Origin of the sequence: Rothia nasimurium, from assembly GCF_049068285.1 — a bacterium.
In the GTDB taxonomy this organism is placed as follows: Bacteria; Actinomycetota; Actinomycetes; order Actinomycetales; family Micrococcaceae; genus Rothia; species Rothia nasimurium_I.
This window is the reverse complement of sequence record NZ_JBLKPV010000005.1, coordinates 1-20,318: the sequence shown is the minus strand read 5'-3', so window position 1 is coordinate 20,318 and position 20,318 is coordinate 1. Positions and strand designations below refer to the sequence as shown.

At 58.1% G+C, this 20,318-nt stretch carries 18 protein-coding genes; 12 read left to right on the top strand and 6 right to left on the bottom strand.

Features of this window, described 5'->3' with window-relative positions:
* Positions 1 to 156 precede the first annotated feature (156 nt).
* Both ACMXX3_RS05710 and ACMXX3_RS05705 read left to right on the top strand, forming a co-directional pair.
* Positions 157 to 477, top strand: a complete 321-nt coding sequence (locus ACMXX3_RS05710; protein WP_421083786.1) for a putative quinol monooxygenase — start codon at positions 157 to 159, stop codon at positions 475 to 477.
* A gap of 183 nt (positions 478 to 660) precedes the next feature.
* A complete protein-coding gene (locus ACMXX3_RS05705) occupies positions 661 to 1,494 on the top strand; it encodes an NUDIX hydrolase (protein ID WP_421083785.1) in 834 nt (277 codons plus the stop codon).
* Between the two features lie 105 nt (positions 1,495 to 1,599).
* Here ACMXX3_RS05705 and ACMXX3_RS05700 read toward each other — a convergent pair whose 3' ends face one another.
* The 4 genes from ACMXX3_RS05700 to ACMXX3_RS05685 form a co-directional block, all read right to left on the bottom strand.
* Entirely contained in the window at positions 1,600 to 2,703 is a 1,104-nt protein-coding gene (locus ACMXX3_RS05700) for a thermonuclease family protein (protein WP_421083784.1), read from the bottom strand.
* Between the two features lie 190 nt (positions 2,704 to 2,893).
* A complete protein-coding gene (locus ACMXX3_RS05695; RefSeq protein WP_135012588.1) occupies positions 2,894 to 3,526 on the bottom strand; it encodes a superoxide dismutase in 633 nt (210 codons plus the stop codon).
* Positions 3,527 to 4,211: 685 nt separating this feature from the next.
* Complete coding sequence (locus ACMXX3_RS05690) at positions 4,212 to 4,529, bottom strand: hypothetical protein (protein ID WP_421083783.1); 318 nt, start codon at positions 4,527 to 4,529, stop codon at positions 4,212 to 4,214.
* A gap of 135 nt (positions 4,530 to 4,664) precedes the next feature.
* Entirely contained in the window at positions 4,665 to 5,186 is a 522-nt protein-coding gene (locus tag ACMXX3_RS05685; protein ID WP_421083782.1) for a MarR family winged helix-turn-helix transcriptional regulator, read from the bottom strand.
* 341 nt (positions 5,187 to 5,527) lie between these two features.
* Between ACMXX3_RS05685 and nhaA (ACMXX3_RS05680) the strand changes: the two genes are divergently transcribed.
* The 7 genes from nhaA (ACMXX3_RS05680) to ACMXX3_RS05650 all read left to right on the top strand — a co-directional run bounded on the left by nhaA (ACMXX3_RS05680) (position 5,528) and on the right by ACMXX3_RS05650 (position 15,913).
* Positions 5,528 to 6,877 carry a Na+/H+ antiporter NhaA gene (nhaA, locus tag ACMXX3_RS05680; protein WP_421083781.1) on the top strand — a complete coding sequence of 450 codons (1,350 nt, stop codon included), beginning with the start codon at positions 5,528 to 5,530 and terminating at the stop codon, positions 6,875 to 6,877.
* Positions 6,878 to 7,070: 193 nt separating this feature from the next.
* Positions 7,071 to 8,429, top strand: coding sequence for a Na+/H+ antiporter NhaA (gene nhaA / locus ACMXX3_RS05675; RefSeq protein ID WP_421083780.1), 1,359 nt, complete (start codon positions 7,071 to 7,073; stop codon positions 8,427 to 8,429).
* A 301-nt stretch (positions 8,430 to 8,730) separates the two neighbouring features.
* Entirely contained in the window at positions 8,731 to 10,281 is a 1,551-nt protein-coding gene (locus ACMXX3_RS05670; protein ID WP_421083779.1) for an alanine/glycine:cation symporter family protein, read from the top strand.
* Positions 10,282 to 10,515: 234 nt separating this feature from the next.
* A complete protein-coding gene (locus ACMXX3_RS05665; RefSeq protein ID WP_421083778.1) occupies positions 10,516 to 12,018 on the top strand; it encodes an APC family permease in 1,503 nt (500 codons plus the stop codon).
* Between the two features lie 458 nt (positions 12,019 to 12,476).
* A complete protein-coding gene (locus tag ACMXX3_RS05660) occupies positions 12,477 to 12,932 on the top strand; it encodes a hypothetical protein (RefSeq protein WP_421083777.1) in 456 nt (151 codons plus the stop codon).
* Between the two features lie 163 nt (positions 12,933 to 13,095).
* Positions 13,096 to 15,510 (top strand): 5'-nucleotidase C-terminal domain-containing protein, encoded by a 2,415-nt coding sequence (locus tag ACMXX3_RS05655; RefSeq protein WP_421083776.1) that lies wholly within the window; start codon positions 13,096 to 13,098, stop codon positions 15,508 to 15,510.
* Between the two features lie 103 nt (positions 15,511 to 15,613).
* Positions 15,614 to 15,913, top strand: a complete 300-nt coding sequence (locus tag ACMXX3_RS05650) for a PLDc N-terminal domain-containing protein (RefSeq protein WP_421083775.1) — start codon at positions 15,614 to 15,616, stop codon at positions 15,911 to 15,913.
* Positions 15,914 to 16,188: 275 nt separating this feature from the next.
* Here the strand turns inward: ACMXX3_RS05650 and ACMXX3_RS05645 are convergent, their stop codons facing one another.
* Positions 16,189 to 16,377, bottom strand: coding sequence for a hypothetical protein (locus tag ACMXX3_RS05645; protein ID WP_421083774.1), 189 nt, complete (start codon positions 16,375 to 16,377; stop codon positions 16,189 to 16,191).
* Positions 16,378 to 17,025: 648 nt separating this feature from the next.
* On the opposite strand from ACMXX3_RS05645, the gene ACMXX3_RS05640 reads away from it, so the two are divergent.
* Complete coding sequence (locus ACMXX3_RS05640) at positions 17,026 to 17,178, top strand: helix-turn-helix domain-containing protein (RefSeq protein ID WP_421083773.1); 153 nt, start codon at positions 17,026 to 17,028, stop codon at positions 17,176 to 17,178.
* Here ACMXX3_RS05640 and ACMXX3_RS05635 read toward each other — a convergent pair.
* Complete coding sequence (locus tag ACMXX3_RS05635) at positions 17,171 to 17,626, bottom strand: hypothetical protein (protein WP_421083772.1); 456 nt, start codon at positions 17,624 to 17,626, stop codon at positions 17,171 to 17,173. The genes ACMXX3_RS05640 and ACMXX3_RS05635 overlap by 8 nt on opposite strands.
* 355 nt (positions 17,627 to 17,981) lie before the next feature.
* On the opposite strand from ACMXX3_RS05635, the gene ACMXX3_RS05630 reads away from it, so the two are divergent.
* A complete protein-coding gene (locus ACMXX3_RS05630) occupies positions 17,982 to 19,046 on the top strand; it encodes an NAD(P)-dependent alcohol dehydrogenase (protein ID WP_421083771.1) in 1,065 nt (354 codons plus the stop codon).
* A 139-nt stretch (positions 19,047 to 19,185) separates the two neighbouring features.
* Positions 19,186 to 20,115 (top strand): DUF808 domain-containing protein, encoded by a 930-nt coding sequence (locus ACMXX3_RS05625; protein ID WP_421083770.1) that lies wholly within the window; start codon positions 19,186 to 19,188, stop codon positions 20,113 to 20,115.
* Positions 20,116 to 20,318: the final 203 nt, after the last annotated feature.

Genomic DNA, 20,318 nt, shown 5'->3' with positions numbered 1-20,318 from the left:
GCAGTTATGCAACTTATTGCACCCTGTGTACCACGCACAGCAGTCACTCACATAAACGCCAACAAGGCGAGCCCATGCGAACCCCGCTAGGCACAGAGTGCCCCTCCTGCCTATGATGGACATACACAAAAATGCATTTCTGTAAGGAGCATCCCCATGATTTTTATCGTTGTGAAGTACCAGATCAAGGACGGCGACCGCGAGGGCTTCCTCGCCGCCACCCGCGAGTTCACCGAGGCCACCCGCGCCGAGCCGGGCAACAAGTGGTTTGAATGGTCCCTAAGCGTCGAGGACCCCAACGAGGTTGTCCTGGTCGAAGCCTTTGACGACGACGCCGCAGCCGCCCACGTCAACTCCGACCACTTCGCCCAGGGCCTGGAGGCCATGCGTCCTTGGCTGACCGCCACCCCCAAGATCATCTCCCGCACCATCGACGGCGACGACTGGGACAAGATGGGCGAACTCCAGATCGACTAACACCGCTCACCAGTCTGTACTTAGTCCCACCGGTAGGTACCTCAGCACCTACTTTTGGGTCTAAGTACAGACTGTCGCGTTTTACCCTACGGACGACACCAAAGTCCGCTCAGCTAGCCGTCTAGAATAGTAGGGAGCCTTTCAGGGCACTTTGACTTTATCTTGCACTAGACGGGGAGCCACATGACCAGCCACCACACCGGCCACGACCACCACGACGCGCACCTGGACGCCGACCACGCCTCCGTTTCCCTGGCGGTTTCCACGGTCATCCTGGCCCTGCGCCGCAAGGAAGGTCAGGCCCACCACTCCCTCTGGCTGCCCCTCGTCCGCCGTCTCCGGGAGCCCTACAAGGGTCAGTGGGCCCTACCCGGCGGCCCCCTCCAGCCCGATATGTCCCTTGAAGAGGCAGCTGGCTACACCCTCCAGCGGGCTACCGGCCTGATCCCCGGCTACCTAGAGCAGCTCTACGCTTTCGGCGACGTCCACCGCACCCCTGACTACAAAATCATGCGTGAAGGTGGCTCCCTGCCCGTTCCATCTGAAGAAGACACCCACGAGAGGGTCGTCTCTGTCATCTACTGGGCTTCCATTCCGCAGACCGAGGTGAACCGCACCCGCGTCCACGAAAACATCCGCTGGTTCCCCATCGACGAGCTGCCCATCCTGGCCTTTGACCACAACGAAATCGTGGAATACGCCCTCTACCGCCTGCAGAACAAGGTGGAATACTCCCGTATTGCCCACTCCTTCCTGGGGGAGGAGTTCACCCTGGCCCAGTTGCGCGAGGTCTACGAGGCTATTCTGGGTCGTACCCTGGATCCGGCCAACTTCCGCCGCCAGATTGCTGCCTCCAAGTCGATTATTGATACCGGCCGCCGGGTGGAGGGCACCCGCCACCGCCCGCCGCGTCTCTACCGTTACAACCATTCGCAGGCTTTTGCCGATCAGGGCCCGCTGGGCATGTACCGGGAGGCCGCCTACCGGGCTGAAAATTCTGGCGCTGACCAGTCTTAATACTTTTTGAGATACAACAGGGGCCGCTCCCACCAACCGGTGGGGCGGCCCCTGGACTATCAGCAGGCGGGCGGACGTCCCCACCCCGGCTCCCCGGCCAAGGGGTTAGCCCTCGGTAGACCCGCTCTGGCCTTCTCCGGGGGCAGGCTCAGCGGGGTTAGAGGCCCCGGGGTGATCCATGCTGGGGTTGACCGATTCTCGGGGGGCTTCTTCGGTGGGGGCAGGCGGTGTCGTGGGCTCTGGCTGGGGCTCAGAGGTGGCAGGGGGCTCTGGCTGGGCTGGGGCCTCCTCGACAACGGCCTCCTGCGGCTGTTCTTCAGCGGCGCCGTCCTGCCCTTCGCTCTCAGGCTGGTTCTGTTCGCTCTCTTGCTTCTCGCGCTCTTCGCGTTCGCGGCGTTCCTTGTCGGCTTCTTCTGCCAGGTCAAAGACTATTTTTTTGCTGTCCACAAGACGGTTGAGGGTATCAACCTGATTCTTCACGGACTGGGTGCTGGCGATAGTAGCCAGGAGGGGTTCGTCGGCATTTCCTTCATAGCCCTTGAGTTTGTCGGTGAGTTCGCGGGCGGCGTCGATGGGTCCTTTCAAATCCAGGCCTTGGGCGGTATTGAGGTCTTTGGTAATGCGGTCGAGGCGGGCGGGAATGGTGCAGTCGGTGGTGCGGCTGTAGAGGCCGGCTTGTTTCAGGTCAGCCTCTTGGTGGGCTGCGCTGATAGCTTCTTGGTCAAGCCCGCTGGTAGCGGTTGAGGGTACGGCGTATCCGGCGCGGACCATTTCTGCGGCGAGGAGGGCGCCGTCGGCGAGGGTGACGCTGGCGGTGATCTGAATCGGTGTCTTATCATCGGTTGCTTCACCGGGGCCTAGGGCCGGGTCGTAGGTGAGGGTGACGGGGCCGCCGATGGGCAGGAGTTTAGTCATGTGCCCCTTCGCTTCAACGTGCAGGCACTTCTGCTCTTCGCTGCCCTCGAATTCCTGCGGGGTGATAGCGCCGAGCAGGTCAACCTGGACGGTCTTGCCGGAGCGGTCAACTTCTACGGTGTTGGAGTCGACAACCCGGAGGATCCGGGCTGAGTCAGTGTTCTCGCTGCTGCTCGTGGACGCTGCAGGGGTGGGGGTTTCAGCGGCGTCCTTGCCGCCGAAGAGGCCACAGCCACTGAGGGCTAGGGTTCCGGCCATGAGGGTGGCGGTGAGGGTTCTGCGGGGTGCGCGCATGGGTGTGCTCCTTGGTTGCTTGCACATCATCTTAGTCAGTGAGGGGGCAAGCTCCCAGTTTTTTCGGCGGTTTACTGCTAGATTGCGGCGGCCCCGGAGCCCGATGAGGGTAGAGCAAAGCCGGGCAAGTGCCCTGAGTGGTGTCAGGACGCCCTACCCGGCTTACGTCTGCGAGATCAGGGGGTGAGGTTTATGCCTCGGGGATGATCAGGCCCTTGGTCTGGGAGACGGCGCGGTCGAAGCGGGCTGCGACGTCTTCCCAGTTAACGATGTTCCAGAAGGCCTTGACGTAGTCGCCCTTGACGTTCTGGTAGTCCAGGTAGAAGGCGTGCTCCCACATGTCCAGCTGCAGGACGGGGATCAGGGCGACGGAGATGTTGCCCTGCTGGTCGTAGAGCTGCTCGATGACGAGGCGCTTGCCGACGGTGTCCCAGGCCAGGATGGCCCAGCCGGAGCCCTGGATGGTGAGGGCTACGTTTTCGAAGTGGGCGCGGAAGCCGTCGAAGGAGCCGAAGTCGTTGTCGATAGCTGCTGCCAGCTCGCCGACGGGCTTGTCGCCACCTTCGGGGGAGAGGTTCTTCCAGAAGATGGAGTGGTTGGTGTGGCCGCCCAGGTTGAAGGCTAGGTCCTTGGAGAGCTTGCCGATGTTGGCGAAGTCGCCCTTTTCGCGGGCTTCTTCCATCTTCTCCAGGGCGGTGTTTGCGCCGCCGACGTAGGTGGCGTGGTGCTTGGAGTGGTGCAGCTCCATGATGCGGGCTGAGATGTGGGGTTCAAGTGCTGCGTAGTCGTAGTCGAGTTCCGGCAGAACGTACTTTTCTGACATGGTTAGTCCTTTCGTTGAAGGCCCCGTCTTCGGGTCTTTCTGGGTTTAACTCTACACACTGGGGGGCACCAGGTCACGGGAGATTACCTGATAAGTCCCCTTGTTTTGCCACGGGCAAAACGGGGTGGGGGGCTGAGGTGAGGACGTCCTTCCCCGGGTTATGCACAGCTTTCCACTTAAGCCCTGGGAAAGTTATCCACAGGTGGGGATAAATCTGGGGATATTCGAATACCACGGGTGGAAGATTCGATACTGTTCGACATTTTGCCCCGCAATTGAAGCGCCTGCCGGTGGAAAAGTTCGAAAAACACACGGATGTTGTTCGAAAATAACACGGTTGTCACTTATCCACCCCTGTGGACAAACCCTGTGGAAAACCCCCTTAAAGGGGGTGATATCCCGAGTTTTTTACCCCCGGCCCCGCACTTTTCCCACAGCCCTGCCGACTTTTCCCCGCTTTAAGTGGAAATTGTTCACAGAGTTATCCACAGGTGGGGATAAATCCGCAGTCAGCCCCACCATCCCTACCCCTGAAAGCCGAGCATGGGCGTCCGGACCCCCCATTTTGAACGCCAGACAGCCCCCACACGCGCTCATACCCCGCTTTGAGCACCTGTCTTTAAAAGAAACAGGACTTATCCACGCTGTGGATAAGTCCTGTGTATAACTCCTGGCTGGGCGAACCCTACCGGTCATGTTTCTTGTGGTGCCCCTTCAGGCTAGGACGGTTGTAGTCCACCGCCTGGGTAACATCCATGAACTCGTTGAGCAGGGTTTCCTTGCCTTTGAGGGCGTACTTGAACCGGATACCGTCCAGGTTAATGCGGGCCTGGCGGTGGTACTCGGGGTAGAGGTGGGCCCAGCCAATGGTGGAGGCATCCACGTTGAAGAAGGTGTTGAAACCGTACCCCGAGAGGGTCTGCCATTTAGGGCCTTCGTACTTGCCCAGGCTAGCGAGGGTGAGGGCAGTGATGGTTCGGGTAGCAAAAACTGGAAGGTGCATGAATGGTACCTGGTGGTTGCGTGTATGGTGTGTCCTACCAGGCTACTGAAGTGTGAATGTCTTGGCTACGGTGCTTTGCAGTATGAACCCGAGTGGGCAGATAGTTGGGCGATATCTGGCCGGTGGGGTGCCCTTTTATGACTTTGCGGGCGAGTCTTCCTCTTCGAGGACGGAGTGGGAGACGGTGATGATGGAACTGGGCTTGTCGCCCAGGACGGATTCACCGATTTTGGCGAGGGCTGCCACCTGGCGGGTGTTGAGGTGATCGAAGATGATATTGCGGACGGCTTCGACGTGGCCGGGTGCGGCTTCTTGCACCTTTTCGAGGCCGGCAGGGAGCAGATGGCAGATGGAGACGCGGCGGTCCTTGGCCCAGACGCTGCGTTCAACGTATTCGTCTTGTTCGAGGCGGGTGACGACGCGGGAGAGGCGCGGCAGGAGGGTGTTGGTTTGCCGGGCCAGTTCGGTCATGGTGAGCTTCTGATGAGGAGCTTCTGAGAGCATAGCGAGCACCATATATTCAACGAAGCTGAGGCTGGAGTCCTTGTTGAGCTGGCTTTCTAGCTGGCCGGGTAGGTTGAACATGATGGAGGAGATAAAGAGCCAGGCTTCGCGCTCTTCTTCATTCAGCCAGCGGGGTTCGGGGGTGGTGCTCATGGGGGTTCGGTTCTCTATGGGGCTAGGGGTAAGGTCTGTCAGGCGGTTTCTTTTCTTCACCTATTCTATGCCTTTGAGAAGTTGCTGTGTAAATAGTTTCCGTCCTACCCACTGAGAAATTTCAGAACACACCGGGCTCGAGGTTGCCTAGATTTCCCCACCCCACATTTGATAAGCTGGGTTACTAAGGTGTGCCGGGAAGTCTGGTCGGCCCGCCAACCCAACCCCGCAACCACCGGCTGGAACCGGGTGGCCAACGCGAGCGCGTCCGCCCCCTCAGCCCACCTCATGCGGCAAAAAGGGTGGCGGTTACGCAAGAAACACGACCCCAAAGGCCTCGAATGTCCTCACAGAACACCGTCCTATCGCGCGGATCCTATAAGGAATCCCAGCGCATCTCAGAAATCCTCTCCAAAGAATCAACCGGCGGCATTATCCTGCTGGTGGCCACCGTCGCCGCCCTCATCTTTGCTAACTCCGCCGCTGCCGAGCACTACTTCGGCCTGCGCGACACCTACCTGGGCACCTACATTGGGGACCTCAAGCTGAAGCTTTCTATCGGCCACTGGGCTGCGGACGGCCTGCTAGCGGTTTTCTTCTTCCTGGTTGGGCTTGAGCTGAAAAAGGAATTTGTTGAGGGCGACCTGCGGAATCCCGGCAAGGCCCTGGTGCCGATTGTGGCTGCCGCCGGTGGCGTGGCCCTGCCTGCCATTATCTACACCCTCATCAACCTGCGTGGTAGCGATGAAGCTCTCGGCGGTTGGGCAATCCCCGCAGCTACCGATATCGCCTTCGCGGTGGCCGTCCTGGCGGTCATTGGCTCCCACCTGCCCTCTGCCCTGCGGACCTTCCTGCTGACCCTGGCCGTCGTCGATGACCTCATTGCCATCACCATCATCGCCCTCTTCTACACTACCGACCTCAAGGTCGGCTACCTGGCTCTGTCCATCATTCCGATTGCCCTCTACGCCCTGGTGGCCCGCAAGGGTGAGAAGCTCTTCCATCTCTCCCCCGCCGCCGCCTGGTTCATCCTGCTGCCTATCGGCTTCGTGGTCTGGGCCCTCTTCCTGAACTCCGGTATTCACGCCACCATTGCAGGCGTCATTCTGGCCTTCATGATTCCGGTGCGTAAGAACAAGCGCACCGAAGCGGCGGACGCCCACCACGGCCTGGCCGAGGTTATGGAACACCGGATCCGCCCCTTCTCTGCCGGCTTCTGCGTCCCCGTTTTCGCCTTCTTCTCAGCCGGTGTTGCTATCGGTGGCTGGAACGGCTTTGTTGAGTCCGTGACCGAACCCATTGCTTACGGCATTATTGCTGCACTTATCTTCGGCAAGATGATCGGTATTACCGTCTCCACCTGGCTCATTACCCGCCTGCGCCGTGCTAACCTTGACCCCGATATCGCCTGGATTGACGTTATCGGTGTGGCCACCCTGGCCGGTATCGGCTTCACCGTCTCCCTGCTGATTGCTGAGCTTTCCTTCGGCCTGGGCTCTGATTACAACGACGCCGCTAAGGTTGCTATTTTGACGGCTTCTGTTGGCGCAGCCCTGCTCGGTGCAGTGATTCTTTCAGCCCGCAACAAGCACTACAAGGCAATTGCCCTCAAGGAATCTGTGGACGAGAACGCCGACGGCATCCCCGACGTCTTCACCGACAACACGGACGCCCCCCGTCCTACCGCCTAAAGGGGCCTGTCCCTCCCCCAAGGGACCGCTGTGTAAGCGGTCCCTTGGGGTTTTAAGGCCCCATTCAGGGCGGACGCAGACTGTGCGGTTCTGCATACCAGGTGAGATAAGCGGGGCTAAAGCAAAGCTAAAGGAGCATAATGGGAACTAAAGACGTGACACCATATAACCTCTACAACCCATAAGGAGGGGCATGTCCACCGAGCCTCACCAGGAAGCCCTCTTTTCCCGCGGATCCTACGCTGAAACCAGCCGCATTTCAGAAATTATGCGGAAGGAATCGGTCGGTGGCTTCATCTTGCTCATCGCCACCGTAGCCGCTATCGTCCTTGCCAATACGCAGGCGGCCCACTTCTACGAGGGGATCCGAGATACCGAACTCGGGTTCAACATTCCCGGCTTTAGCCACCTGATGATGAACGTGCACCTGTGGGCCGCTGACGGCCTGCTCACGGTCTTCTTCTTCCTCACCGGCCTTGAACTGAAAAAAGAGTTCGTCGTCGGCGACCTGCGCGATCCGGGTAAGGCCGTTGTCCCGGTGGCAGCTGCCTTCGGTGGCGCGATGACCCCGGCCATCCTCTACTTCGCTATTAACCACGGCAACGAGACGGCTGTGCACGGCTGGGCGATTCCTGCGGCCACCGACATTGCCTTTGCTGTTGCTGTTCTGGCCGGTGTGGGCACCTTCCTGCCCGCTGCCCTGCGGACCTTCCTGCTGACCTTGGCTGTTGTCGATGACCTCATTGCCATCGTCATTATTGCCCTCTTCTACACCAGCAATTTCCACGCCTGGTACCTCATCATCTCTATTATTCCCATTGGGCTATATTTCTGGTTGACCCACAAGCACGAAAAATTCTTCCACGAGAAGAAGTGGGCCGCCTGGGTTATTCTCCTGCCCCTGGGGCTCATCACCTGGGCCCTCTTCCTCGAATCCGGTATCCACGCCACCATCGCAGGCGTTATCCTCGGCTTCTGCGTCCCCGTCCGCATGACCGCCCAGGCCAAGGAAGCCGACGCCCACGCCTCCCTGGCCGAAACCCTCGAACACCGTCTGCGCCCGCTCTCCACCGGCTTCTGCGTCCCCGTCTTCGCCTTCTTCTCAGCCGGTGTTGCTATCGGCGGCTGGGACGGCCTCAAAACCGCCCTCGCTGACTCCGTTGCCATTGGCATTATGGTCGGCCTGGTGCTGGGCAAGACCATCGGCATTACCGGAACGACCTGGCTCATTACCCGCTTCCGCGGCGTCAACCTGGATCCCGACATCAAATGGATTGACGTTATCGGCCTGGCCGTCACCGGCGGTATCGGCTTTACCGTCTCCATGCTGGTTGCCGAGCTCTCCTTCGAAACCGGCTCCCTGCACACCGAAGACGCCAAAATCGGCATTATGATCGGCTCCCTGCTGGCAGCAATCCTCGGCGCTATCATCCTCTCAGCCCGCAACAAGCACTACAAGGCAATAGCCCTCAAGGAATCTGTGGACGAAAACGCCGACGGCATCCCCGACGTCTTCACCGACAACACGGACGCCCCCCGCCCCAGCGCCTAACGTCCGCCCCTTCACCCGGTAGGTACCACCTAACTCAGAAAAACCCATCTAGTTCGTGGGTTTTTCCGAGTCAGATGGTACCTACCCGTTTAAAACGACCCACGAAACGACAACATCACACCGAACCTGTTTTGCACAAACACAAGCGAACTGTGAGAATTACCCCTAGCGTTCACCGCCCTCAAGCCGGTGACTTGACCCCCTGACTGCCCACCGTGCCGCAGCTCAAGGGCCCCACCACGAGCAACCGCGCCCACCCATACCCCGGACCGGTCTGCCCTTTTAACGATTTGGAGCACGCATGGATATTCTGCTCAACGCAGTGAACTGGATCAACGAATCCACCGCTGGAGCAACCGAGATGATCACCGGCATCTCAGATGCACTCTGGGCCAACTTCCTCATGTACGCCCTGGTCGCCGTCGGCCTAGGCATCACCATCGCCACCCGCGGCGTCCAGTTCCGCCTAATCGGCGAAATGGTCCGCACCCTCAAAGACCCGGCAGGTACCGAGTACAACGGCAAGAAGAGCATCTCCGCCTTCCGCGCCTTCACCGTCTCAGCAGCCTCCCGCGTTGGCGTCGGCAACATCGTCGGTGTCGCCATGGCTATCACCATGGGCGGCCCCGGTGCCGTCTTCTGGATGTGGGTTATCGCCTCCGTCGGCGCCGCCTCCGCCTTCGCTGAATCCCTCCTCGGCCAGCTGTATAAGCGCAAGGGCGAAGACTCCTACATCGGTGGCCCCGCCTACTACATGTCCCGCGGCCTGAACGCCCGCTGGCTAGGCCTCATCTTCGTCGCCTTTATCGTCATCACCTACGCCTTCGTCTTCGTTGCTGTTCAAACCAACGCCATCGTCGGCGCAACCGCCACATCCTTCGGCATCGACGCCTCAGACCCCAGCGCTATGGGCTTCCGCGTCATTATCGGCGTCGTCATCGCGATCATCTCAGCCTTCATCATCTTCGGCGGCATCCGCACCATCTCCTCCGTCACCGAGATCATGGTTCCCTTCATGGCCGTGCTCTACCTGATTCTCGGCCTCATCATTGTCGCCATGAACCTGGGCGCTATCCCCGGCGTCCTGGCCGACATCTTCGCTGGCGCCTTCGGCCTGAAGGAGTTCGTCACCGGCACCCTGATTGGCGTCATCACCCAGGGTATGCGCCGCGGCCTGCTCTCCAACGAAGCAGGTATGGGTACCGCCCCCAACGCCGGTGCCACCGCCTCCGTCTCCCACCCCGCCAAGCAGGGCTTCGTCCAGGCCCTGGGCGTCTACTTCGACACCATGCTGGTCTGCTCCGTCACCGCCTTCATCGTGCTGGTTGCCGGCGACATCCCCTACGGCGATAAGAGCGCCGCAGGCACCCTCACCCAGGTAGCCCTCTCCAGCCAGCTCGGCCCCTGGGCGGTTCACTTCCTGACCGTGGCAATTTCCCTCTTCGCCTTCTCATCCATCATCGGCAACTACTACTACGGTGAATCCAACATCCGGTTCGTCACCGAGAAGCACCTGCCCATGAACATCTTCCGTGCCATCGTCATCATCTTCGTCTTCTTCGGCGCTATCGCCTCCATCGACCTGCTCTGGAACCTGGCCGACCTGCTCAACGGCGGTATGGTCATCGTCAACCTGGCAGCAGTCTGTCTGCTCATGCCGCAGGTCATGAAGGTGCTCCGCAACTACGAAGCCCAGCGTGCAGCCGGCCTCGAACCGATCTTCCAGGCCTCCGACCTGCCCGAAATCAAGAACCTGGACGCCTGGGACGGCACCGACCAGCTCACCCAGCGCTCCTACTGGGAGGACTACGACCGCCAGCAGGCTGAAAAGCAGGCAGCCCGCGGCAAGTAACCACCACCCCAGGTAGAAATACCGTCAGGACGTCCCCGCCCGACTTCTTAAAAGCCGGGCGGGGGCGTCCTTTTTCATGCAGAGGAAAGGCATGCCTATACTGAAAGCTGTTCTTAACCACCACCCGAGGTGCTCTAGCTGCCCCCTGCCACTCAATCTGCGTCCTTCCCTGCCCTGGGCCGGGGCGCCGAAGGGGCGCGAGCGCTTCACCGCAGAGGATGATCTTTAGCGACAATGACCAACGACTTCCGCCACAAAGGCCTCGCCGAAGGGCGCCTGGGGCTGGCTTCTTCAACCGTCATCGGGGTAGCGTCAACCGCCCCCATGTATTCACTGGCTGCCTCAATCGGCTTCATCGTGATAGCCGTGGGCTACCAGGCCCCTATCGCCCTGATTTTGGGCTTTATCCCTATGCTCCTGACGGCGCTCTCCTATAAGGAGCTGAATGAGGCGGTGCCGGATTCGGGTACGGTCTTCACCTGGGGCGCTAAGGCTTTTGGGCCGAAGACCGGCTGGATTTCTGGCTGGGGCGTGATTGTGGCGGGTGTGATTGCTATGGCGAATCAGACCCAGATTGCGGCTATTTATATGTGGTTGCTGCTTGGGCAGGAGGATCTGGCCCATAACAAGCACGTTATTGTGGCGACCGGTGTTCTGGTGATTGCCCTGACCACCTGGATTTCCTACCGCAATATTGAGGCTGGGTCAGCGACCCAGTGGATACTAGTTGGTATTCAGTATGTGGCGATTGTGCTCTTGGCCCTGGGGGTTTTTAATTCTTTGGCTTCCGGCGCCGTTGAGGGCTTTGAGTTCGATATGGCCTGGTTTAACCCCTTTGAGGCTAGTTTCTCAGGCATGATTCAGGCGGTTCTGATCGCGATCTTCATCTACTGGGGCTGGGACACCTGCCTGGCTATCGCCGAGGAAACCAAGGACCCCCACCGCACCCCCGGCCGCGCGGCCGTCCTGTCCAGCTCTATTCTGGTGGTCACCTACGTTTTCGTGACTGTGGTGGCCCTGATGTACGCGGGCGCCGGTTCGGGTGGCATTGGCCTGGCAAATCCCGATAATTCGGACGACGTCTTCACCCCCTTCAAGGACGCCGCCCTGGGCTCTTGGGGTTGGGTGATTATTCTGGCGGTGGCCGTGTCTGCCCTGGCAACCTGCCAGACCACGATTCTGCCCTCCTCCCGCGGTATCTTTGCCATGGCGATTTATAAGTCCATTCCGGCTAAGTTTGGGGACGTCCACCCCAAGTTCAAGACCCCCAAGACTTCTACCGTCTACATGGGCGTCACTTCTGCCCTCTTCTATGCGGGCATGACCTACATCAGCGAGAATATGCTGGCCGATACGATTGAGGCTGCCAGTGTGGCTGTGGCCCTGTACTATGCGGTGACTTCGTTTGCCTGCATCAAGTACTACCGGGGCGATATTTTCACTAGCGCCCGCAACATTGTTTTCCGCCTGCTGATTCCGGCTACCGGCGGCCTGATGATGACCGCGATTCTGGTTATTTCGCTCTACAACATGGCTGACCCGGAGTACGGTTACACCCAGATGCTGGGCACCAGCGGTGTCTTTGTCACTGCGGTAGCTTCTTTTGTAATTGGGTTTGGCTTGATGGGCCTGCTGATGGGGCGGAAGGAGTTTAAGCCCTTCTTCCGGGGTGAGACTCTGAATATGGATACCCGCGTGAAGGTCCCTGAGTCAGCTAACCTGGACGAACTAGCCTAGTCTAGTTTTTTCCAACATTTTTCTGAATATTTATCCAATCGACCCCGCCTTCCTGTTTGCACAGGTCAAGGCGGGGTTTTTGGTTAATTTTTGGGGTGACAGGCTAGAACGTACAGCCCCAGAGCCGCTTCTGCATAGAAATTTCTCAGTATCAGCTGGCATACTATATGGAGCAGGTGCAACAAAGTTTGGGTTGTTGGCCTGCGATTTCAGAGTATGAGTGTGTTTCAATTTTTATTTCGTCTCTGATAGCTACCCGCAGGGGTGTGGGTAGCGTTTTTGAAATGGAGGTAGGCCCCCTGGGAAGGGCCGGCCTCCATTTCGCTTTTAACGTGCCGGAAACCTTCATATGTGTGGGCTTTGCCGTTACATATGAAGGTTTCCGGAACATGTTCCGGATATGCCGGTTGTGCGGGGCGAGTACAGTAGAGGGGTACACCCGGCGTCCGAGGAGAACCATGGCTATCGACCCCCAGCACACCCACATCAAAGAAACCGCCTTTGCCCTGGCCCGTAAGTTCGGTTGGGCGCTGGAATACAACGGCGGCTTAGAGCTCGACGGCGAGTTCCTCGATGACGCCGACCTCTCGATCGAGCGTACCGAAGACGGCGTGCAGGTCGAGTACGTCCTCAATATCAGCTACGCAGACACCACCGCCTACGGCTACACCCTGACCCGTGAGGCCTCGGGATCACCCACCTTTGGCAGCGCCTTCGGCAGCATTGTGGGGCAGGACGGCACCGCCCCGGCCCCGGCACCTGCCGGGAGTTCATTTGGGTTGGGTTCCTTCGCCACTGAGGGCCTGCCCGGTGAAAACGCTGTGACGCTGGCGGAGAAGTACTACATCACCACCCTGGCCGAGCTGATTGAGGCGGTTGAAGCTCAGCTGACCCTCCTAGCTGTAGGTAGTTAGACCCAGAAGTAGGTGTCTCAGCACCTACCGGTGGGACTAACTACCGCCCCTTACCGGCGGGAATCTTTCATCTCAAAGTCACCGAAAAGAAAGCCAAGAGCCACCCTGGCGGGATATTCTGTTGAGTGGAACACCCCATCTCAGTACACACGAAAGAACGAGCATGACCACTCCCCTGTCACGCCGTCTTGCGGGTATTACCGCAACCGGTGCCACCGTCCTGGCTCTCGTCGTTGCCCCTCTTCCCGGGGCTGGCGCAGCCGAGTCCACCACGCTGACCCTGCTGAATATCAATGACTTCCACGGCCGCATGTCCTCCAGTATCGCTATGGGCCTGGCGAACACCATTCAGACCGAACGTGCCGCCGCCCCCGGCGGTTCTTTGCTGCTGTCGGCCGGCGATAACGTCGGTGCTTCCCTCTACGTTTCTAGCGTGCAGAAGGACGCCCCCACCCTGGCTTACCTGAACGCTTTGGGGTTGGCTGCGAGCGCCGTCGGCAACCACGAGTTTGATGCTGGCTTGGACGACCTGACCCAGCGCATTATTCCTGGCTCTTCTTTCGCTTACCTGGGTGCGAACGTCGTCAAGGCTGATGGCACCCCGGCCCTGAAGCCCTATTACACTACTGAGGTTGATGGGGTGACTGTCGCTGTGATTGGTGCCGTGACCACCGAAACCCCGCAGCTGACTGACCCCTCCCAGCTGGCGTCTGTAACTTTCACCGATCCGGTAGAGGCCGTGAATAAGTACGCCGCCCAGCTGTCTGACGGTGACGCTACCAATGGTGAAGCTGATGTGATTATCGCGGAGTACCACGAGGGTGTTGATACGGCGAATCCGGCCTCTGATGCGCTTGTCAGCAAGACCAGTGCCGCTGTTGACGTGATTTTCACCGGCCACACTCACGCTGAGTACACCCTGGACGGCGCTGTTCCCGGCCAGCCCGGCAAGACCCGCCCGGTTGTGCAGACCGGTAACTACGGTAATAACCTGGGTAAGGTGCAGTTGACCGTGGACGCAAACGGTGAGGTTACTGCCTACGCTTCGTCTTTGGTGCCCCGCATGAGCGCTCCGACGGATGAGCAGATTGCTGCTGACCCCGTCCTGGCTAAGGTTAACACCATCGTTAACGACGCTAATGCCTATGCAACTGAGCAGGGTTCTGTTGTGGTTGGTGAGATTACCGGCCCTATCACTACTGGTTGGGATTCTGCGAAGGATTCCCAGGGTGGTTTCGATAACCGTAATTTTGAGTCCACCTTGGGCCACCTGGTTGCTGACATGTACCTGGCTGCGGCTAATTCAACCGGCCGTACTCCCGCTGATATTGGTATTGTGAACCCCGGTGGTCTGCGCGATGAGCTGCCTGGTGGCCTGCGCACCAGCCTCGATTTGGCGGCTAATAAGAACGTGCGGGTGATGGATATCGTCAACACCACCCCCTTCGCTAATAACCTGTGGACCACCGAGTTGACCGGTGCCCAGCTTAAGGCTGTGTTGGAGGAGCAGTGGCAGGTCACATCAAGCGGTGAGATTGCCTCCCGCCCCTACCTGCAGCTGGGTTTCTCATCGAACGTTACTTACACCTACACCGGTTCTGCTGATGCTGAGGGTCACGCTACCCGGGGCTCTAACATCAAGGACGTTTTCGTGAACGGCAAGAAGGTCGCTGATACCGATACCTTCACGGTGGCGATTCCTAGCTTCCTGTTGGGTGGTGGCGATAATTTCGGCACCCTGGCTCAGGGCGCTAACGCTAAGGACACCGCCCTGGTTGATTCCGATGCTTTCATCACTTATTTCCGTGATGCCCAGGTGGTTAAGCCTAACTACGCCAAGCAGGCGGTGCGGGTTGCTGATTTGGCTCCGTCCTACGATGTGAACGGCACCTTGGCTTTCACCCTGTCTGATTTGAACGTCAAGAGCTTCGGCGCTCCTGCCTTGGCTTCTCTGACCGTGAAGGTTGGCGAGGTTGAGGTCGGCACCGTTGAGGTGAAGGACGGCGTGGCTGCGGTTTCTCTGGACCTGGCTGGTCAGGGTATTGCTAACGGCCAGCATGAGATTACTCTGGTTGATCCTAGCGGTAACACTGGCACTGTTGTTCGTCTGAGCGCTGAGTTCACCGGTGCTGCTGAGCCTACTGCAACACCGACTGCTGAGCCTTCTGCGACTCCTTCTGCTGAGGCTACTGTTGAGCCTTCAGCCGGGGCGACTGCTGAGCCCACTGTGGCTCCTTCTGAGTCTGCGGTAGCTGCCCCCAGCACGTCCGCTACCGCCTTCGAGTACAAGAACTGTGCGGCTGTCTGGGAGGATTTGGGCCGACCCATTAAGTCTGATGAGAAGGGCTTCCATCAGGGCCTGGACGCTAATAACAATGGTGTGGGTTGCGAGTCTGATCCCAACTACACCAATAAGGCTGAGAATGGCAGCGAGATTTCTGCTTCCTCTGGCTCTTCTACCCGTGGCCCCCTTCACCTGGCTGAGACCGGTGCTGCTGTAGGTGTGGTCGCTGGTGCCGGTGCGCTGGCCCTGGTTGCTGGTGGCCTGGCCTTGGCTGCCCGCCGCCGCAAGGCATAGCCGGTAGTGCATATAGGCTAGTTAGCTTATTGTTAGAGGGCGGGTGCCCCTCCTGTGGTGGAGGGGCACCCGCCCTTGTTCGTCCTCATTTAAGATGGTAGGTATGATTTTTCTTTTCGTAAGCCCAGTCCGTGTGGACGCCCCCGCCCTCCTGGCGGCGGCCGGGCAGGTTGGCGGGGCGGGGACGTCCCTGACCCTGTTTGGCTGGTTCTTTTATGCGGTGCTGTTCCTGGCTGTGGGCATGGCCCTGTACTGTGTGCTGACGATTCACCGCCAGCCGCACCTATCGGAGGTTCAGAAGCTTAAGTGGCTTCTTTTCACTTTCTTTGTGCCGATTGTGGGGCCGGTGGCCTACTGGCTGAGGTTGCGGGCTGACCGGCGGGAGCAATCAGGCGTAGAGTAAGGGGCATACAGACCCCCGACTACCAGCCAAACCCCTGGGCGCCTGACCGATACAGGGCACCGCGCCCCAGTGAATCTGCTCGCCCGCACCAACACCAAACGTGAGTAAGTCACTGCCCTCCGAACGGAAGGCCTAAGCGTCCGCGCAATTGCCGAAAAATTAGAGATTTCTAAAAGCACCGCTGGACGATACACCCAAGAATACGAATGCCAACAACAAGTAGCGTATTGACTTGCTAGGCCCTGCACAAAAATCCATGCAGGGCCTTTCTTTGTTTATTTTCTCGCTGCATTCGAAATTTTTCCAGATGCGTAAACTATGGAAGTTCCAATGCCTGTCATAACAAGTCCAAAAATTACACTATCTAAGGTTGGTTCTCTTGAAATAAGATAAGCTGAGATGCTGACTAAAAACAATAATGTGAAAATCACGCTTCCCATGAACTGATTACGCACAGAAACCACCTTCCTCATCTATTCTTTCAAGCAGATTGCTTCACGATTTATATATACCCTTAGCTTACCCTCATCAGGACATACCCCATGTGCAGTTGCAACCGCAATAACCATTGCAGCAATTCCTGCAGCAGCTGCGCCCTGTCCAGCAGGATCTAATTCAACACAAGGCATCCTATCAATTACTGGATCGTAAGTTATTATGCTCATCTGCAGATACAGGGGAATTTCCCAGCAGACTTAGAACCAGCACACCAGCAAAAGATCCTGCTGAAACTTTCTTTACGAGGATCATTGTTCTTCCTTTCAACCCAGAGCATCCTCGCTCTAGTGATTTGCATTACATCAATACAATCATGGCAAATACAATCAGTCAACTTGTTACATCACGAACTGATAACACAACCACTAAAATCCCTAATCAAACACACATTAAAAAAATCCGCGACACACTTACCATCAGGGTGCTAGGCGGCAACACCACCCCGCCGAGCTCTGACGGAGCACCACCGACCCAACTACCACTCACTCACTTCAGCACCCCGACGACTGCGGGCTGACCACAAGGAGCGATCAGCCGTAGAGCAGGGGGTATACAGACCCCTGGCTACCATCCAAACCCCTGGGCACCTGACCGATGCAGGGCACCGCGCCCCAGTGAATCTGCTCGCCCGCGTGAATGCCAAGCGTGAGCAGGTTGCGGAACTCCGTGCACAAGGGCTATCTGTTAGAGCTATCGCTAACGAGTTAGGGATTTCTAAGAGCGCCGTGGGACGCTACGTCCAAAAGTGTGAAAGAGTAATTATTTAAAAAATTTTTTATATTTTGAAGAAGAATAAATTATCAAGGATATTAGCGCCATGATTAATGATGTAAAGAATCCCACTAAAGACAATTTGAATAATGTTTCATATATATAATTTCCTCTAAGCGCATCCCCGATTCCCACGCCAAACAGATAAGCTGTGGAAACTGCCAAGGAGAAGCAACCAAAAACACCAATAGAACCCAAATAAGAATTTTTTGAAAAATTTTTACTAGTATTTAAATATTTCCCCAAGAAATATCCTGAGGCGATTGACAAGAGCACGAACAAAGACAAGAGGGATATGTATATATTTCCCCAAAAATATCCAATATAAACTGGGTCGCTATAAGCGTTTCCAACTGTAAACCATGCGATTAGAGCAACTACCGCAATGCCAAGAAAAAATAGAAATCTTCTCAAAAAATCACCATCTGTCTTTACAAGAGCCATAACTCTTCCTTTCGCCCCAGAGCACCTTCACCCTAGTGATTGGCATTACATCAAATCAACCATAACAAATATAGTCAGTCAACTTATTACATCACGAACTGATAACAAAAACAGCAAACCCGCTAGTCAGCGCACTCTCAAAAAATCCACAGAATACCCCCCTACCGTCAGGGTTCTAGGCGGCAACACCGCCCCACCCCCCCCCACCCAAACCACCCCGCCGAGTCCTAATAGAGCACCACCGACCCAACTACCACTCACTCACTTCAGCACCCCGACGACTGCGGGCTGACCGGCGGGAGCAATCAGGCGTAGAGTAGGGTTTACACAGACCTTTGGACCCGAGGAGAAACCGGTGAGCTACACCGTCAAAGCCCTGCAAAAATTTGGCCCCGACCAGCATTTCAAGGTCACTGAGATTGAGCGCCGAGATCCGCGTGAAGATGATGTGGTCATTAAGATTGAGGCAGCCGGTATCTGCCATTCTGATATTCATACGATTCATAACGAGTGGGGCCCGGCTAAGTTCCCCCTGGCTGTAGGCCACGAGATTGCCGGAACCGTTGAGGCGGTGGGTTCTGCTGTCACCCGCTTCAAGGTAGGCGACCGCGTGGGCGTTGGCTGCCTGGTCAATTCCTGCCGGGAGTGTGAGCAGTGCCTGGCCGGTTTTGAGAATAACTGCCTGAACCGGGCTGTTGGCACCTATAACTCTCTTGATACGGACGGCACTATCACCCAGGGCGGGTACTCGCAGAAAATTACCGTCAACGAGAACTTTGTGGTGCGGATTCCTGACGCCCTGGAGTTTGATGTGGCCGCTCCCCTACTCTGCGCCGGTATCACCACCTACTCGCCCCTGGCCCGCTGGGGCGTCAAGCCCGGCATGAAGGTAGCCGTCATGGGCCTGGGCGGCCTGGGGCACATGGGCGTGCAGATTGCCGCCGCTATGGGCGCTGAGGTCACCGTGCTCTCCCGCAGCCTCAAGAAGGCGGACGCTGCCACCGCCCTGGGAGCGACCCGCACCCTGGCCACCACCGAGGAGGGCTTCTTTGAGACCCACCGGGGTGAGTTTGACCTGATCCTCAACACTATTTCAGCCCCGATTGACCTGGATTCTTACCTAACCCTACTCAAACCCCGCGGTATTCTCTCTGTGGTGGGCCTGCCCCCAGAGGCCCTGGAGATCCACATGAACCGCCTGATTGGGGGCGGCAAAGTGCTGACCGGTAACAACATCGGCGGTATTCCTGAGACCCAGGAGATGCTGGACTTCTGCGCTGAGCACGGCATTGCGGCAGTCATTGAAAAGGTGGGCGTGGACGAGGTCGACGCCGCCTACGAGCGCGTAGCCGCCGGGGACGTGCAGTTCCGCGTGGTTATTGATACCGCAACCTTCGACGCCGCCGAGGTCACCGCCTAAGCCGCCCGCCCCCGTCCTACCCCCCTTAGCCCCGCTTTAGACCCTGCCCGCCAAAGTGTGCGCGGGGTCTACGCGCCAGAGAGGGGCGGGGGCAGTATTCTTAGGAAGAAACACAACCCTTTTCCTTGAGGAGATTTCTATGGCCGGTGGTTTAGCGGCTCTACTGGATGACGTTGCGGCTCTAGCCAAGCTGGCAGCGGCAAGTGCTGATGATATTGCGGCTGCGGCAGGCCGGGCGAGCGTCAAGGCTGCCGGTGTGGTCGTGGACGACGCCGCCGTCACCCCCCAGTACGTTCAGGGTATTGAGCCCAAGCGGGAACTTCCCATCATTAAGAAAATTGCGGTGGGTTCCCTGCGGAACAAGCTGCTCTTCATCCTGCCTGCGGCCCTGTTACTGAGCCAGTACCTGCCCTGGTTGCTGACCCCCCTGCTCATGCTGGGCGGCACTTACCTCTGTTTTGAGGGGGCCGAGAAGGTCCTGGAGATGTTCTCCAAGAACAAGCACGAGGAGCATGACACCCCGGCTGTGATTGAGGGTGAGGACGCCGAGAAGAAGGTTATTTCGGGAGCCGTCCGCACCGACTTCATTTTGAGTGCCGAGATCATGGTGATTGCCCTGAATGAGGTTGCTTCTGAGGGCTTCTGGTCCCGGGCTGTCATTCTGGCCGTGGTGGGTATCGGCATTACTGTGCTGGTGTACGGGGCTGTTGGTCTGCTGGTCAAGATGGATGACATCGGCCTGGCCATGGCCCGCCGGGAATCTGCCGGGGCTCAGAAGTTCGGCCTGGGCCTGGTGAAAGCCATGCCCGTGGTCATGAACGTGATTTCTGTGGTCGGCACCTTCGCCATGCTCTGGGTGGGTGGCCACATTATTCTGGTTGGCCTGTACGACATGCACTGGTGGGAAGCCCCCTACGCCTTTGTTCACCATCTGGAGCACTATGTTGAGCACCTGGGTGGGTTTGTCACCTGGCTGGTCAATACTTTCTGCTCCATGATTGTGGGCCTGGTCTGGGGCGGCGTTATCGCAACCGTCGTTCACTTCCTGCCCGGCAAGAAGCACCACTAGGTTTTTCTGGTCTAAGGACGCACGCCGCCCCTCTCATCTGAGAGGGGCGGCTTTGTGTGTGGGCAGGTTTTGCGGGGGTCAGGGCAGGGGGATTCGTTGTCCCTCAAAGGTGACGCGCACCGGGGTGTCCGAAGCCGGCCCGTAGCAGGGGCACCCACGACCGCACCCTACGCCGACTTGCTCAACATTTTTTGTCAGATTTT

Coding starts and splice junctions, on each gene's coding strand:
- ACMXX3_RS05710 (WP_421083786.1), top strand. CDS start 157: ATGATTTTTATCGTTGTGAAGTACCAGATCAAGGACGGCGACCGCGAG.
- ACMXX3_RS05705 (WP_421083785.1), top strand. CDS start 661: ATGACCAGCCACCACACCGGCCACGACCACCACGACGCGCACCTGGAC.
- ACMXX3_RS05700 (WP_421083784.1), bottom strand. CDS start 2,703: ATGCGCGCACCCCGCAGAACCCTCACCGCCACCCTCATGGCCGGAACC.
- ACMXX3_RS05695 (WP_135012588.1), bottom strand. CDS start 3,526: ATGTCAGAAAAGTACGTTCTGCCGGAACTCGACTACGACTACGCAGCA.
- ACMXX3_RS05690 (WP_421083783.1), bottom strand. CDS start 4,529: ATGCACCTTCCAGTTTTTGCTACCCGAACCATCACTGCCCTCACCCTC.
- ACMXX3_RS05685 (WP_421083782.1), bottom strand. CDS start 5,186: ATGAGCACCACCCCCGAACCCCGCTGGCTGAATGAAGAAGAGCGCGAA.
- nhaA (WP_421083781.1), top strand. CDS start 5,528: ATGTCCTCACAGAACACCGTCCTATCGCGCGGATCCTATAAGGAATCC.
- nhaA (WP_421083780.1), top strand. CDS start 7,071: ATGTCCACCGAGCCTCACCAGGAAGCCCTCTTTTCCCGCGGATCCTAC.
- ACMXX3_RS05670 (WP_421083779.1), top strand. CDS start 8,731: ATGGATATTCTGCTCAACGCAGTGAACTGGATCAACGAATCCACCGCT.
- ACMXX3_RS05665 (WP_421083778.1), top strand. CDS start 10,516: ATGACCAACGACTTCCGCCACAAAGGCCTCGCCGAAGGGCGCCTGGGG.
- ACMXX3_RS05660 (WP_421083777.1), top strand. CDS start 12,477: ATGGCTATCGACCCCCAGCACACCCACATCAAAGAAACCGCCTTTGCC.
- ACMXX3_RS05655 (WP_421083776.1), top strand. CDS start 13,096: ATGACCACTCCCCTGTCACGCCGTCTTGCGGGTATTACCGCAACCGGT.
- ACMXX3_RS05650 (WP_421083775.1), top strand. CDS start 15,614: ATGATTTTTCTTTTCGTAAGCCCAGTCCGTGTGGACGCCCCCGCCCTC.
- ACMXX3_RS05635 (WP_421083772.1), bottom strand. CDS start 17,626: ATGGCTCTTGTAAAGACAGATGGTGATTTTTTGAGAAGATTTCTATTT.
- ACMXX3_RS05625 (WP_421083770.1), top strand. CDS start 19,186: ATGGCCGGTGGTTTAGCGGCTCTACTGGATGACGTTGCGGCTCTAGCC.